This window comes from Lachnoanaerobaculum gingivalis (assembly GCF_003862475.1).
GTDB classification, from domain to species: domain Bacteria; phylum Bacillota; class Clostridia; order Lachnospirales; family Lachnospiraceae; genus Lachnoanaerobaculum; species Lachnoanaerobaculum gingivalis.
In genome coordinates, this window is the sequence record NZ_RRCO01000001.1 from 326,328 (window position 1) to 341,615 (window position 15,288).

Annotated in this window: 18 protein-coding genes and 1 pseudogene; 6 read left to right on the forward strand and 13 right to left on the reverse strand. The window is 33.2% G+C overall.

Annotated elements, in window-relative coordinates; genetic code table 11:
- Positions 1-3: 3 nt before the first annotated feature.
- From EHV10_RS01495 to pfkB, 6 genes are all read right to left on the reverse strand, one after another.
- Entirely contained in the window at positions 4-489 is a 486-nt protein-coding gene (locus tag EHV10_RS01495; RefSeq protein WP_128673105.1) for a rhodanese-like domain-containing protein, read from the reverse strand.
- A gap of 81 nt (positions 490-570) precedes the next feature.
- Complete coding sequence (locus EHV10_RS01500; protein ID WP_128673106.1) at positions 571-1,164, reverse strand: zeta toxin family protein; 594 nt, start codon at positions 1,162-1,164, stop codon at positions 571-573.
- Positions 1,165-1,186: 22 nt separating this feature from the next.
- Positions 1,187-1,858: a vWA domain-containing protein gene (locus EHV10_RS01505; protein WP_128673107.1), complete on the reverse strand. Its 672-nt coding sequence runs from the start codon at positions 1,856-1,858 to the stop codon at positions 1,187-1,189.
- Positions 1,859-1,944: 86 nt separating this feature from the next.
- Positions 1,945-3,060, reverse strand: coding sequence for a macro domain-containing protein (locus tag EHV10_RS01510; RefSeq protein ID WP_128673108.1), 1,116 nt, complete (start codon positions 3,058-3,060; stop codon positions 1,945-1,947).
- A gap of 12 nt (positions 3,061-3,072) precedes the next feature.
- Positions 3,073-3,552 carry a pyridoxamine 5'-phosphate oxidase family protein gene (locus EHV10_RS01515; RefSeq protein ID WP_128673109.1) on the reverse strand — a complete coding sequence of 160 codons (480 nt, stop codon included), beginning with the start codon at positions 3,550-3,552 and terminating at the stop codon, positions 3,073-3,075.
- Positions 3,553-3,575: 23 nt separating this feature from the next.
- Positions 3,576-4,493, reverse strand: a complete 918-nt coding sequence (gene pfkB, locus EHV10_RS01520) for a 1-phosphofructokinase (protein WP_128673110.1) — start codon at positions 4,491-4,493, stop codon at positions 3,576-3,578.
- 192 nt (positions 4,494-4,685) lie between these two features.
- Between pfkB and EHV10_RS01525 the strand changes: the two genes are divergently transcribed.
- From EHV10_RS01525 to EHV10_RS15315, 5 genes are all read left to right on the forward strand, one after another.
- Entirely contained in the window at positions 4,686-5,372 is a 687-nt protein-coding gene (locus EHV10_RS01525) for a response regulator transcription factor (RefSeq protein WP_128673111.1), read from the forward strand.
- Positions 5,362-6,351, forward strand: a complete 990-nt coding sequence (locus EHV10_RS01530) for a sensor histidine kinase (protein WP_128673112.1) — start codon at positions 5,362-5,364, stop codon at positions 6,349-6,351. The genes EHV10_RS01525 and EHV10_RS01530 overlap by 11 nt, the downstream gene beginning before the upstream one ends.
- Before the next feature lie 175 nt (positions 6,352-6,526).
- Positions 6,527-7,282: an ABC transporter ATP-binding protein gene (locus EHV10_RS01535; protein WP_128673113.1), complete on the forward strand. Its 756-nt coding sequence runs from the start codon at positions 6,527-6,529 to the stop codon at positions 7,280-7,282.
- Positions 7,263-9,143, forward strand: coding sequence for an FtsX-like permease family protein (locus EHV10_RS01540; RefSeq protein WP_243116036.1), 1,881 nt, complete (start codon positions 7,263-7,265; stop codon positions 9,141-9,143). Before EHV10_RS01535 ends, EHV10_RS01540 begins: the two co-directional genes overlap by 20 nt.
- Positions 9,144-9,229: 86 nt before the next feature.
- Positions 9,230-9,343 carry a nitrous oxide-stimulated promoter family protein gene (locus tag EHV10_RS15315; protein WP_128673114.1) on the forward strand — a complete coding sequence of 38 codons (114 nt, stop codon included), beginning with the start codon at positions 9,230-9,232 and terminating at the stop codon, positions 9,341-9,343.
- A gap of 11 nt (positions 9,344-9,354) precedes the next feature.
- Here the strand turns inward: EHV10_RS15315 and EHV10_RS01550 are convergent, their stop codons facing one another.
- Together EHV10_RS01550 and EHV10_RS01555 are read right to left on the reverse strand one after the other, a co-directional pair.
- The gene (locus tag EHV10_RS01550) at positions 9,355-9,729 is read right to left on the reverse strand and encodes a DUF2500 domain-containing protein (RefSeq protein ID WP_128673115.1); all 375 of its coding nucleotides are present in this window, start codon (positions 9,727-9,729) and stop codon (positions 9,355-9,357) included.
- Positions 9,730-9,739: 10 nt separating this feature from the next.
- On the reverse strand, positions 9,740-10,516 hold the full coding sequence (locus EHV10_RS01555; RefSeq protein WP_207667112.1) for a suppressor of fused domain protein: 777 nt from the start codon (positions 10,514-10,516) through the stop codon (positions 9,740-9,742).
- A gap of 329 nt (positions 10,517-10,845) precedes the next feature.
- Here EHV10_RS01555 and EHV10_RS15485 point away from each other — a divergent pair.
- Positions 10,846-11,034: pseudogene (locus tag EHV10_RS15485) on the forward strand (ABC transporter ATP-binding protein); the annotation flags it as partial.
- Positions 11,035-11,092: 58 nt separating this feature from the next.
- Here the strand turns inward: EHV10_RS15485 and EHV10_RS01565 are convergent.
- The 5 genes from EHV10_RS01565 to EHV10_RS01585 all read right to left on the reverse strand — a co-directional run bounded on the left by EHV10_RS01565 (position 11,093) and on the right by EHV10_RS01585 (position 15,288).
- A complete protein-coding gene (locus tag EHV10_RS01565) occupies positions 11,093-11,452 on the reverse strand; it encodes a hypothetical protein (protein WP_128673116.1) in 360 nt (119 codons plus the stop codon).
- A gap of 73 nt (positions 11,453-11,525) precedes the next feature.
- Positions 11,526-13,130, reverse strand: a complete 1,605-nt coding sequence (locus EHV10_RS14830; RefSeq protein WP_243116037.1) for a hypothetical protein — start codon at positions 13,128-13,130, stop codon at positions 11,526-11,528.
- Positions 13,131-13,529: 399 nt separating this feature from the next.
- Positions 13,530-14,270 carry a DNA alkylation repair protein gene (locus EHV10_RS01575; RefSeq protein ID WP_128673117.1) on the reverse strand — a complete coding sequence of 247 codons (741 nt, stop codon included), beginning with the start codon at positions 14,268-14,270 and terminating at the stop codon, positions 13,530-13,532.
- A gap of 48 nt (positions 14,271-14,318) precedes the next feature.
- Complete coding sequence (locus EHV10_RS01580; RefSeq protein WP_128673118.1) at positions 14,319-14,837, reverse strand: P-loop NTPase family protein; 519 nt, start codon at positions 14,835-14,837, stop codon at positions 14,319-14,321.
- 235 nt (positions 14,838-15,072) lie between these two features.
- Positions 15,073-15,288 (reverse strand): hypothetical protein, encoded by a 216-nt coding sequence (locus EHV10_RS01585; protein WP_128673119.1) that lies wholly within the window; start codon positions 15,286-15,288, stop codon positions 15,073-15,075.

Here is a 15,288-nt window from a genome sequence, read left to right on the forward strand (position 1 = left end):
ACACTAATTACCGGCTACTGTTTCTCCTGTCCAGTCCTTAATACCGCCAAATTCATATACATTTGTATATCCCATATCTGCAAGTTTCTGTGATGCCTGTCTGCTTCTGTTTCCGCTTCTGCAATACACAAGTATCACCTGATCAAGGTCAGGAAGCTCTGCAGGCTGAGTATTTGTTATACTCTCATTTGGTATACATATAGCTCCCGGAATATGTCCTGCTGCATACTCATCCTTACTTCTTACATCGACAATGATATGTCCGTCTTCACTTGCCATCATCTGTTTTGCAGTTTCCTGATCTATATGTGTATAGCTGTCTTTTTTAGCTTCCTCACTTTCCTTCATAGTTTCCCCCGCTTTTTCACTTGTAGCTACACTGCTTGTCACTGTTTCCTTTGCTGTAGTCTCCTGCATACTTGCATTGTTTGAACATCCTACAACTGTGAGTAAAACTCCTGTTAAAATAACTCCTGCTATTTTCTTCATATGATATATACCTCTCTTAAATTTATTTTTATTCTGTGCTATACCTTCACATATCTATGTTACCGTACCGCACAGCTTCCATTATAACATGAATTCATTTGTGTATCTATCAAATAAGTGCGAAGAATTCAACCACAAGCAGTCAGTATCAAGCAATGTACAGTATCCTGCAATCGTCTTAGCCACCAAATTCATATGCTTTGAATTATCATAAATATATAATACATCTATAAGCGACATTAATTCCTTAAGTTTTGACAATGAAACATAATATCTTCTTTTTATATCCTCCTCCGGAATACCATGTCCGCCCATACTGACTCTATGAGCAACTCTTTGAATTGCTAATTCCGGACTACTAAGTCCTACATAGTTCATAATTATCTTATAACCAAGCCTCTTTGCCTTCAGTATATTATTTATCATACTTTTTCCCGTCAATGTGGTTTCCTGATTGAATGAAATACCTTTATTCATGCAGTCTTTTATAAGCTTTACGGCCATCTTCATTGCCTTAGCCTGATCGGATTTATTTCTCCAATCTCCACCATTTGATATTACGATTTCATCTGAATTTACTCGTACACCGAAATCATGATTTTCCTGTATTAATGTACTATACAAAGTTGACTTTCCTGCACCGTTTACTCCGGCAAATACCGTATATATTGGCATAATTTTAATCCTCCACTATATTTTATTTCTTGCGTTTCAGATAATCAAAAACTATTTCTTTTTTCCATCTATTATTAGATAAACTCTCTTCCATAACCATTGGGGAATCTGCTTTCATTGCAGCACACATAGCCTGTGATACTCCTTCATATATCAGCTTTGTGCCTATATCATCATGTATATAGTTCACAGCTCTTTCTTTTCGTATCCCAAATCTCTCGGCTTCTGCACATGCATCTATATTTGCGCCTATGAAGATAAATTCCCAGCCATACTCTTTCTGCTCTTTTTCAATCATCTTCTTAACCTGCTTGTAGTTATAATTTATGCTTGCATTTTCCATTCCGTCTGTTGTAATAACAAATATAGTCTTATCAGGTCTGTCTTCTTCCCTTGCATATTTATGAATATTGATGATATGTTTGATTGCGCCGCCTACTGCATCCAAAAGTGCTGTAGATCCTCTTACAAAGTACTCTTTATTTGTTATCTTATCCACTTTCTCAATCGGCACTCTGTCATGAATAACCTCGGTTCTATCATCAAACAATACTGTTGATACATATGCTCTTTCTCCTGTCTGTCTTTGCTTTTCAATCATTGAATTGAAGCCTCCGATAGTATCGGCCTCAAGACCGCTCATTGATCCGCTTCTGTCCAAAATATAAACTATTTCTGTTAATGTCTTTTTCATAAGGTTTCTCCTTTAAAATTATTTTGTAAGCTTATGATACATTAACTGAAGCAAAAAAAGGTCAACCCAAAGGCGACCTTTTATATTTAACTTGAAAGCGGTTCCAATCCAAAATCAAAAAGTACGATATCTATTTTTATTACATTGTAATCTTTGTTTTTTATAAAGTATTCCACCACCTTGTCGGTCTGTGAAATAGGTGAAAGTGCATATCCTGCAATTCTTAAAAAGTCCACAGTCTCATCAATATTTAACCTAAGTCCGACTGCAAGTGCCAGTACTTTCTCCTTTGAAGGCTTTACCTTTCCCTTTAAAAGCTTTGAAAAATACTGCTTTGAAATATTTGAAGTTGCGTAAACCTCAGAGTTTTTTAATCCCTTCTTGTTTATAAGCTGCTGTAAATGTTTTTCAAAAGATTCAGTATATATCTTCTTTAACGCATCCTCCAGCGATTCAGTGACATCCCGGGGCTTCCTCTTTCTCAAGAAATCCGGTATGTTTAAAGAAGAATGACCATACTCAGGTTGAGTTTCGCCCACTTCATGTTCTCTTAAATTCAGGTTCCTGCATGGCAGCTCTTTGTAACCAAGATATTCTTCTTCATCATAATAATCTTCTTCATATGTGTCATAATCTTCATCCACAGGCAGATACTCTGTAGCATTGGCCGCTGCTACATAATCATCATCTATAAACTCTGTAACTTTATCCACAAGAGTACCCGAAACCCGTACCGCATCACTTCCGAAAACTACAAGAAATATTTCTATTTCAAACTCTTTTAAAAATTCTGTGAATGCTTCTACAGCTATAGCTACACCGATTTCTTCCGGAAATCTGTATGCACCTGTTGCAAGTAAAGGAAATGCTATGGATTTACAATTATTTTTAACCGCCATATGCAACGCTTTATCATAGCACTGCCTAAGTAAAGCGAGTTCATTACTTCTTCCGTCCTTCCAAACAGAGCCGCTTACATGAATAATGTATTTGGCATCAAGATTGAATGCAGGTGTAATACCCACATCCCCGGGATATAAAATTCCAATCTTTCTTCTTTCCTCTAAAAGCGCTTCGCTTCCTGCCGCATTATATATAGCGGCCTCAACTCCACGTCCGATATAACCGTAAGGATTTACCGTATTTACAATAGCATCCGCTTTTACCTTTGTTATATCATTTCTTATAATCTTAAAAGGCACTATACTACCTCTTTACTTTTCATGAACCAGTTTACCGGTCATATGATCAATACTTATTACATACATTTTCACTCTGCTGCCTGCGCTTTCAATTTCCTTTTCAATGGATTCCGGGCTTGGATAAAATCCCTTAGCAAGTCTTCTCAACTGATCATATAACTTTTCCTTATCATTCAATTCCTCTACACGCCCAAGACACACAACACTTTTGAATGTATTTGCCCAGTCTCCCTCTTCTATATGCCCCTCATCTGTAGTTGTAAAACATACCTTGTTATCTTTTCCCAAAAGATCTACCTTAAGACCCTGCAATGCACCGTGAAAATATATTCTGCCGTCGGTTTCATCAAAATATTGGTTTATCGTAACGGCATAAGGATATCCGTTCTCACCGTTCATAGCTATAACCCCTCTTGGTGCATTCTTAAGTATTTCAAAGCACTCCTCTTTTGACAGCTGCTGCTTAAATCTTCTCATTGCTCTAAATTCCATCTTATCTCCATTCTATTTAAAAATTACAGTACATCTTCAACCTTTATTTGTACTAAAAGTTCTTCTATAAGTTCTTTTTTACCTACTCCTGCAGAAAATGACGTTGCGCCGCCTGCCGCTGATGCGTACTGTAAACTGAGTTTAAAATCTTTGGTCTCATCATACTTTGCCACAAACATTGCAAGCATACTGTCACCTGCCGCTATGGTTGAAACCACCTTACCCTTTGCGATATTTGCACCAAGAATCTCACCTGTAGATGTGAAAAGTATTGCACCCTTACTTCCTCTTGAAACAAGTACATTTTGTGCACCCATTTCCTGAAGCTTTCTTGCATACTTTTTTATATCTTCGATGGAATTTAGCTTGGCTCCAAACATTTCTCCCAGTTCAAATTCATTGGGCTTAACGATAAAAGGCTTGCATTTTAAAGTATTAATGACCATATCCTTATTGCTGTCAACAACCAGCTTTGCACCCTTTTGCCTTACCTTCTCGGCTATCTTTACAAAATCATCACTATCCATACCCGGTATAATATTGCCTGATAAAAAAACGGTATCTTCACTGTTTAATGTATCAAGCGTATTAAAAAACTCTTTTATATTTTCTGCACTTACCTTACTGCTTTGAGAGTTGATTTCAGTCTCGGTATCTGTAGTCAATTTTATATTGATTCTTGTAAATCCCTTTGTCTCAACAAAATAAGATTCTATTCCATGTTTCTTTAATTCATTTTTTATAAAATATCCTGTAAATCCTGCAATAAATCCCAATGCCTTACTTTCTTTTCCTATATTTTTAAGTAAAAGAGAAATGTTTATTCCCTTTCCTCCTACAATGTAATCAGATTCTCCGGTTCTGTTTAACTTACCAAGTCCAAAGTTTTCAACCTTTGTAAGCATATCTATAGCCGGATTTAATGTAATCGTATAATACATACACACCTCCCCATTTGTATAAAAAATGTCTTTTTATTTGATATATTATAACATATTTAAAACTACTTTCATTTGCGTATATTATTTAATTTGAAGCCTTTATAAAATCTTCAACATATATCTATTAACTTGACAGGTAGATAAATGTTATACTATAAAATATTTTACAGAATAAATTTAAAGGATAAAAATATGACATTTAAAATATGTATGATTGAAGATGATTCAGATCTTGCAAATATTGTAAGGGAACATCTTATAAGATATGATTTTGAAGTTTTTATTTGTGAAGATTTTAAAAATATTGATAAATTTATTGAAAAACACAGCCCTAATTTAATCCTGCTTGATATCAATATCCCATACTATGACGGTTTTTACTGGTGTAGTCAAATAAGAAAAGCGACTAAGGTTCCAATCATATTTATGTCTGCAAGAACCGAGGATTATGATCAGGTCAGGGCAATTATGAGCGGAGGTGATGACTATGTCACAAAACCGTTCTCCTATGAACTTTTACTTGCAAAAATCAATTCTCAACTTAGAAGAGCCTATGGTGAATACTCCGGAGGAGAATCTGCTCTTGAGCTTGGAGACTGCTCCTTTAATAAGCTGCGCTTTACACTAAAATGCAGAGATAATCAGATTGATCTTGCAAAAAACGAGGCGATATTAATAGGTATCTTGTTTGAGAGCTATCCAAATGTGGTAAGCCGTGAAAAAATACTTTCTGAAATCTGGGACAGTGATATGTTTGTAGAAGAAAACACCTTGAATGTAACTGTCAGCAGGGTAAGAAAGAAGCTTAAGGATCTGGAATCCGGACTACAGGTAATAACAGTAAGGGGTATGGGCTATAAGGTGGAATATGAAAAATAAAGATAGTTTAAAATTATTTTTTTCAGACAATATTTTACTTTATTTGATTGTATTCCTGACACAATTATTTTTCTTTGGTATCTTATTTTTTATTAAGGGGATATGGTTTGATGAGATTTTCTATTTCGGATTCTTAGTATTTTTTATTCTGAGCTTATTTATTTTAACCAGGCTTTATAAAACAGGGAGGATATACGAAAAGTTCTTACTAAAAAGTCCTCTTTTAAATGATTATTTGATTGAAGAGCCAAGAAGTGAACTCGAAAAAAATTATAATCTGATGATTGAAGAAATAATAAAAATTAACAGCGATAAGGAAATAGCACAAAAGCAGGATAAAAGAATGCAAAAGGTTATGATATACAGATTTGTGCATCAGATGAAAACACCACTGTCAGTGCTTAAGCTTATTTGTGAAAATCACAATGATGAGGATGATTATAAAAAGATAGGCAGAAATATAAATACTTTGGAATACAATCTGAATCAAATACTTGATATTTACCGTTTGGATGAATTTAAAAATGATTTTGTATCCGAAAAAGTAGCTCTTAAGAGTATTTGCAAGGAATGTATCAATAGCTTAAAGGATTATTTTATAACATCTCAGATATATCCGAGGCTTGATATAAATGATGATATCTATGTGTATTCAGACTCCAAATGGTTAAAATTAGTTATTCACCAGCTCCTCACCAATGCGGTAAAATACAGTAATATCGGTCAAACAGTAAATGTGATTGCAGGGAAAAATGAAGATAAAGTTTACCTCTCTATTATTGACCATGGTATAGGAATAGAGCCGGCTGATTTAAAAAACATTTTTGAACTGTTCTATATAGGAAAAAACGGAAGAAATAATGCCGATTCCAGCGGAATAGGACTTTATATAGTCAAAAAGGTCAGTGAATATCTGGGACATAAAATAGAGGTGAACTCGAATATAAATGCCGGCACAACAATGACCATTATTTTTTAATAAAATCCATACACCGGTAATATTACAAAAATGTAAGCTTTTGTAATATTACCGGATTTTTATTTTATATTGCATCTGCTAAAATTATGGCATACATTTAAGTATATAAAATGCTTAATCTGATAAACCTTGGAGAGGGTTATTAAAACTACTACTAAAATTTTTGGAGTAAAATATGATATTAAAAGTTTCAAATCTTGAAAAAATATATAAGGGAAAGATATCATTCAAAGCCCTGGAGAATATAAATATGGAAGTTTGTGAGGGTGAGTTTGTTGCTATAATGGGCCCCAGCGGAAGCGGAAAAAGTACCTTTTTAAATACTATATCCACTATTGATAAGCCCACCTCAGGTTCGGTTTTAATTGCGGGTAAAAATCCCTATGAAATGAATTCCAAACAGCTTTCAACATTCAGGAGAAAAGAACTGGGATTTGTATTTCAGCAATTTAATTTAGTAAATACCTTGACAGTCGGAGAAAATATAATACTTCCTCTTACACTTGATAAGGCTGATATTAAAACAATGAAAACAAAGCTTGAAGAAATCAGTGAACTTCTCGGTATCTCCCATTTACTTCATAAAAGAACCTATGAAATATCAGGAGGACAGGCTCAAAGAGTAGCTATAGCAAGGGCTGTAATAAATGAACCTTCAATACTGCTTGCAGACGAACCGACCGGTAATTTGGACTCAAAGGCGGCAAAGGATGTGATGAAGCTTTTTAAAAAACTGAATGAATCCATGAATGTAACCATTATTATGGTAACCCATGATCCCAATATCGCATCATATTCAGATAAAACCTATATCATAAAAGACGGCAATATTTATCAGGAAATCATTAACAGAAATGATGATAAAAACTATAAAAGAGAAATACTCAACACTATGAGTTTACTTGGAGGTGATGAAATTGACATTATTTAATTTTGCATACAATAATATAAAAAGAGATTTTAAGACTTATTTATATCATTTTTTAAGCTGTGTATTCTCTGTTTTTATCTTCTTTCTCTTTTCAAACCTTGCCATGCATCCGGCATTAAAAATAGTGGATTCGGGAAGCACTATAGGCATTATATTATTTATGGCAAGTATAATATCCATGCTCTTTTCCTTTGTACTGATTTTATATTCCGTGGGCAATTTTTTGAAAAACAGAAGTAAACAATTTGCCATACTGAATATTATAGGTGCAAGTAACGGGCAGTTTAATACACTGATTTTTTTTGAAAATATAATAATTTCAATATTTGCACTGCTTATCGGAATAATAATGGGGTTGGTTTTTTCAAAAGTATTTTTAATGATTGCACAATCACTGATAGACGGATTAAATTTATACTTTTATTTCCCACTTACACCGCTGATACTCACTGTTTTTTTAATGGGCGGATTATTTTTACTTATATCATTGATTGCTCCTGTGATTTTAAAAAAGAAAAAAATAATTGACCTCTTAAAAAAAGAAGAACTGGCTGAAAAAAATCATTTTCTGCTTTCACTGATAGCGGTTATTATTATATTGCCCATTACAATTTATTTACATATACAAAAGAATTTTTCCGGCTTTATCTATATATTTGAAATACTTGCCGGTATAAGTTTTTCATACTTTATTTATAATCTGATTTTTAATATCTATAATTTTTTTATGGAAAAAAGCGGGCGTATTTATATAAAAAATAATTTGATAAAGTTAAGTAATTTTAAGTATAAAATAAATACAAATATAAAGACCATGGCAGCCTCTATGATATTATTTTCTATAATACTGACATCCTTTGTATATATAGTGGGTGCACCGCTTAGTATATCAAAAGATACGCAAAAGATAATGCCCTATTCATATATGTATGCAAACTGGGAAGATGAGGTAAAGGGTGCAAAGAAAGCTGAACTGATATCAGAAGAACTTAAATCTATAGGCGGCTTTAAGGAACTTACAATATCCTATTCCAAGCTTAAAAACAAGGCAAGAACAGTAAGACATATTATTTTATCCAATACTATGTATAATGAAGTGGCTGATTTCTTAAACAGAGAAAAGATAAATCTCTCGGATAATGAATATTTTCTTATAGGAGTGGATGGCAAAAAAAATCCTGTTTTATCCGATACGATAAAAGATTTGATTTCGGGCTATGGCATCACTAAGGAAGCAGGATTCGATAAAAAAATAATTTCAATATCCGGTTATTTTACAAGTGTTACCGTTGTTTCCGATAAAAACTATGAGTCATTATCACAGGTTTTGGTAAAAGACAGAATATATGCTTTTACACAGAGCGATTTAACAAATGGAAGTATTAAAGATTTGGAGGCTCTAAAAAATCTTATAGGATTTGAAGACGGGAAAGAAAGTCTGATGTCTTACAGTCTTTATTATGATATTGAAAACCTTACAAGAAGGCTGGTTTCCTATGTAGGAAGTATACTATGTATATCTTTTTTAATAGGAATAGCAAGTATTATCTACTCAAGACTTTACTCATTTGTGGATGAAGAAAGTAAAAAATACAGTATTATGATAAAAATAGGACTTAGCAAAGCCGAGTTAAAGGATATACTTGCAAGTACATTGAGATGGCTTTTCGTTCTTCCCTTTATGACGGCACTTGTTATATCATGGATAATTATAGGTATTATAAATCAATTGACATTAACCTCCTATACAGGTCTGGCTGTAATTTGCAGTTTTGTGTATCTGCTTACAGAATTGATTTTATATATAATTATAAAAAGAAAATATCAAAAGAAAATTTTTGATAATATTTATGAAGCATAATTAAAACCGGGTTATTATATACTACCCTGCCTTTATCAAGGTAAAATTTTTGCAATACCTGTAAAGTACATTGCTATGCAGCTAAAATGAGACAGAAGATAAAAGAAGTTATGCGATACTCAGGTCCTCGTATGATATTTTCCTATCCTATTGTATGTATCCGCCATGCTTTTTCTACTCTGTCTCAAAAACACAAATAATTAAATTATATTTAAAAATATCTGTTAAAACTCAAAAATCTACTTCCCTGAAATGAAAGCTTCCCTCTATCTTTTATTGCTAATTGTCCGTATTCAGTGCCGCTTATTTTAAATTCCATACAATCACCGCTTTCCACTTGAAACGCAGCATAATAGATAGTAGGTCCCGGTAAAACCATTGAGGCGTTTCCACCCATATGATTATTAAAAGAAACATCAGTTCTTTTTGAAACAACCTCCGCTTCAACATCAAGCCTTGGAGAATGATTATTTTGATTCCATGTCTTAATATTTTTTATAATTATAAAGGCAAACATGCCAATTGTTATAAAGAACATCATATTGAACATTAGCCTAAAAATATTATAATCAAATGCAAAGTCCATATGTTCTCCTTTATACATATTCCTTACTTCTTTTCAGGTCTGTAATCAGCAGTGGGTTATCCTCTCTGATCTTGTCCACCAACTCTTTACCTCTTTTTGTAGTAGGGTTTTCAAAAAGCCAGTCAAGCTCTCTTTGAGTAATGCCAATCATTTGTAAAAACTCAACTATGCCATGCTCTGTTTCTATGCTTCCAAGCTGTGGATCCGGAGCAAAGATAATCCCTACAAGCTTTGTATCGGTTTCAATTCTAATCGGTGAATTGGCAGGCATAAAATGATATGCTTCAAAATATTCTCCTGTTTCATATACATATCTTGCAATATTTTGCATAAGATTCATTGCCCAATAAGGCTCATGTTTTGCAATACTTCTATCCGGATTCTCCGCATCTTTATCACCCTCAAATGGCACAAGTCTCATAGTAAATTCACATCCCCAGCGACTGAAATCATTACCTACACTTTCCGGTGCATAATAAAGCTCAGACATTCCAAAGCTGACTACATGGCGATGAAACTCTTGTGACGGGTTATCATAAATACTTATTCCGTCCAAAGGATCCTTACCACCCAAAAAATATTTTATAATCGTACCGTAATGCCTTTCTACTGTATCAGTATATACTTTTTTTAATGCCACATCAATAGCATCCCATCCCGGAGCAGCTCCATCTTCGGAGCCGTATTTTTCTATATAGGCTTTTCTTTCAGGAGTCATTTCCAACTCTTCACCCTTATCATCGGAATTTAACTCACTTATATTGTTTTCATCATTTTTTAAACTCATATCTTCACCTTTATCTTTCTTATTAAAATACAATTTACTGACAGTATAGCACTAAAATCCTGTATATTCGACAAATTTATTTTAAATATATTATGAGCATAATATTATCACTCTATTTGATGTACTTGTGGATATATGATCTGTCACAGCAGCAAAGGAGGTATTATAATCACTTTCACTTCTTGAAGAAGAGCCTGCCGTTAATGTGGTATCCGGAGGAGAGAGCATACAGTTTAAGTGTGCAAAGTTGAAAGATATGAAATTCTCCTATTACAGTGAAATTATACTTGATAATGTGTCACTTGATATAAAAAGGTAAAGTACTTGGAATGCATGATGGTGATTTCCTGCTTTTAGATGAACCTACAAGCAATCCGAATGTTTTAAATGGGGGCATTATCTTAAAATCGCTTTCACAAGAAAGTATCGGAAAAACGATTGTATTGGTTTCACATAGAAAATCCACCATGTCTTTGGCAGATGAGGTCTATAAAATGTCCAGTGGAAGATTTTCATAATAGTAAAACAGAGCTACCACATTCTAATGTGGTAGCTCTGTAAAATCATGCCATTTTATCATTCCAATTCTAAAACGCTTTTGCCATTTTCTTCCAGAATCTTTGCGCAGCTCTTACACATATCAACTTCATCACATATAAGAAAGCAATTATCGCATACCATTCTTTTACAAATTGGGCAAATATTGAACTGCTCATTTAATCTATTTATCGCATCATCCCTTAATTTTTCCCATTCTCTTTTATATAAAATATAATAAAACATTATTTTTTCTTTTTTTTCGGGAGTAATGCCTGCCTTGGAAAATCTTTTCCTGATTTCAAGCTGTGTTTTATTGCATTCTTCACAGCATACCTTAAAAACTATTTCATTATCAGTTGAACAGTCAATCAAGCCATCCTGCAATTTTCTATCCACTACCCCTCCCTCCTGTATGTCTAAACCGCTTCTTAAATGGGAATATTAAGTCACTTTAACAAATAAACTTCATTTAATGAACATAGTAACCGTTTCCATCCACATTGTATCCGTCAGGTGTTTTCTCATTTGAATACATTGAGCCAAGAGGTCTTGAGTTTTCAAGATTCTTATAATACCATTCACCGTCATTTCTAAGTTCCCAGGTCCATTTAGGTGTATATGGATTAAAATAATACCAATTATTATTTATCAACTGCCAATTCATAAGCATTGCTCCGGTATTTAGATCCAGATAATACCAACGACCATCCTGAGAATCATGATGCCATCCCTTTTTCAATGTACTTCTTGAAGTTCCTGAATAGTAATACCATGTATCATTCTCTAAAATCCAACCCTGTTTTACCTTTGTAGATGTAGAGCTGTCATTCGGATTCTTTCTGATTTCGGAAGTACTGTTACCACCGCCTGAATTTCCACCTCTTCCTGAACTGCCGCCTGAGTCATCATCACCATCTGCACCTCTGCTATTCGGTCTGATAGTGACTATATCACTTGGTGTCGCCAAAGGCTTTTTCTCGGCTTCAATTACATCACTAATTTTATTCGGTATTTTAGTAGAGTCTTCCTTTACACAAACAATTGTATAATTATTATGAATTGTTCCGGGGGTAGGTGTTGTTCCCGGTGTCGGTGTCGTTCCCGGTGAAACTTTCCTTTCACAAACTATTCTGAAATCATCATAGATACTACCTGTGCCTGTATCCCTTCCTACAAACACCTTAGCATCAGAAGCTGAAATATAGTTGTATATTGATGCCGGATATGCTTGTGTTTGTTTTATCTTATACACATTTCCTGCATCATATACTGTTGCGCTAAACTCAGTATTTAAAGGTATCCATGTCATAATATCCTGATTAGGAATACTTCCTGCTATATCCGGTATCAAAGTATTACCCGATTCATCCACATAATGTATGGTATAGTTTAACGGTACAGGTTTTTTTACACATTTTATAAGATAATATGTTTGCACAGGTGCATCCGGACCTACCATTACCTTAGCATCAGTAGCTGAATTATATACATAATTTGCAGGAGGATATGCCTGCTGCTGCTTTACTACATACACCGTTCCCGGATCATACAGAGTCGCACTAAATTCCATAGTCAGATCCATCCATTCATTAGTGTAAACCACTCCGTAACTTGATGGTATAAGCTCATTACCAGCTTCATCCATATATCTGATACTATAAGAAAATCCTTGTGTGGTGCATCTCACTGTATATGGAGGTGCAATAGTCACATCAGGTCCGAAAATCGGCCAATGCGGTCCGTCATTAGCTCTGAATTTGTTATCTGTAGGATTATAAGTGCCTCTTGAAGGATCAATATCACTTTGAACTATATCTGTTCTATACACTTTTCCATTTACTCTAAATTCATCATCAAGCAATACTTCATACTCAGTTATACCACCTACATTGTTCATACTTTTTTGATCAGTCTTTATCAAAGTATTATTCTCATCCTTATATTCAAAAACACCTATTACACCCCCTATCATGGCATATGATGTTTTTGTGAATACACTCAGAAAGGCTAATACTAAAGATATAAAAAATATTGCCTTGAGAATATTTATATAAGTTTTATTTATCTGTTCCATACATTTGATCCTTTCCTTTCCATTTTTAGATTCCGTAAAATAAATTTATACGATATCTAAATTCTCTTTTATACTTTTATTACATAGCTTTATCTCTTTTAGTACCACCTCCATAACTGATATGAGCTGTAATCTCTAATAAGTCCATTGAGATATTAAATCCACTGCATATCGCTCTCTCAAATCCCCTTACTTAACTTGTAAAGCAGGATCTCCAATAAACTCTTAGTGTATTCATAACATCTTTTTTATATTAAGTATATTATCCGGCGGATAGTTTACAGGCAAATACTCAAATAATATCTGATGAATACCAACAAATGCAACAAAAAAGCATTTATTATTTATGCATTACACACAAATAATAAATGCCTTATAAATATTAGCGATTTTATTTATCTATCCTTCTTTTACATTCCTTGAACCATGTTTTATAACCCACTCACACTCTTTACTGATATTATCACTTTTCCATTTGTTTATTATAAAGTAAAATTTATCCGGATCTTCCTTATACAAATCATTTAAATTGTTTGCCACACTTTTTTGTATATATTTGTCCCTATCATCCTTTAAATTACTTAAAATCTCAAAATACTCATCAAAATATTCCAAAGCTGTAAAGAGCTTTTTTGCCCATGGAAGTCTTATCCTTAAACATTCGCTTGAGAGTCTTCTAACTCTTTCATGGCTGTCCTTACTCCAATCCCTTAATATCTTCAATGCTTTATCAGGATTTTTGTTAATCAAAGGTCTCATACAATATTCCGAGGTGAATCTTTTTGTAAGTTCCTTGCTGAAAGCTATACTCACATCTAAATACTCATCTCCATAAAGTTCAACATATTTACCGATTGGCCACAACCACCAGCCCTCTGTAAATGCACCACTATTACCCCTTAACTCATCTCCCAAAATCTTAGTAAAAATATCAATTATATCCTTATATTCCACATCAAATGCTTTATACAATGCCTTAGCTACAAGTTCCTGTCTTTGATTAAATTCAAGATCCTCTATACTGCTCTTAGTTAATTCAAAAAATTTCTCTTTATTGAAATCCTTAGTTACTGCCGAAATCTTATCGGCAAGTTCTTCCAAATAAGGAACATTATAATAATCCTTTACTTTTATACCCATTATTTATAAATCTTTCTATTTGTAATATACTTTTGCAAATCATAACCTTTAAACAAAAAATCTATCTGAAGATTTTATTATATTAGCAATCTCTTTAATGTCTAAATTATCTGTATAAAGTAATTTATCACTACTGATATTTTTAGATAAAAACTCCTCTCTTGATCTAATCGATAAATCACCGGTTCTTTCTATTTCTTTTCTTGATAAATCTCTTTCTTTAAGTGTCTGTTCTTCTGCCAACAAAACACAGTATTTTAATTTTATTTGCCTTGCTTTTAAAAAACTTTCAATTTTTTTAATTTGCTCCTTAAATATTACATATTCTATTATTACTGTAATATCTCTTTTAATTAAATTATCGGTAATACTTATTATATTATCCCAAAGCAAATCCATATAGTATCCCTTATCTTCCCAAGGTGCCACCAAACCGCTTCTAATCATCAGATAAATCATATCCCCTTCTATAACGGCACTTTTATCATAAGTATAAGCCAACTCATTACTGACACTGCTTTTCCCAACAGCAGGCGGTCCTGAAATAATATAAACACAATTACCCAACTAAACACCTCATAAATACTAAATTTATCTTTATACATAATTATCATTTTAATTGCAAAGAAAGTTATAAGTATCCTTCATTCAATTAAAATCTAAAAGATCTATAGAAATTTTTATTTACAGCTTAATATACACTAAAAATCCAAACAATAAAACTATAAAGCTTTATTTACCCTTATAAAATTTTAAGCCACATACTGCCAAATTAATGTAATTCAAATCGTATTTCATTATATCACATCTGTACAATTCCGCTTATAATAGCAATAAAGCCTAACGCAATGCTGACAAAGCCGCTATAGAAAACAAATTTATTATCTCTTCTTTTTTTGAATAAAATAATCACTCCAAAAATTATAAGTAAAATACCGCAGAATATACTGTATAAATACAATCCCGATGCTATTTTTTCAAGCCAATTATCTACCGTTCTCTCAATTTTTTGTTCCAT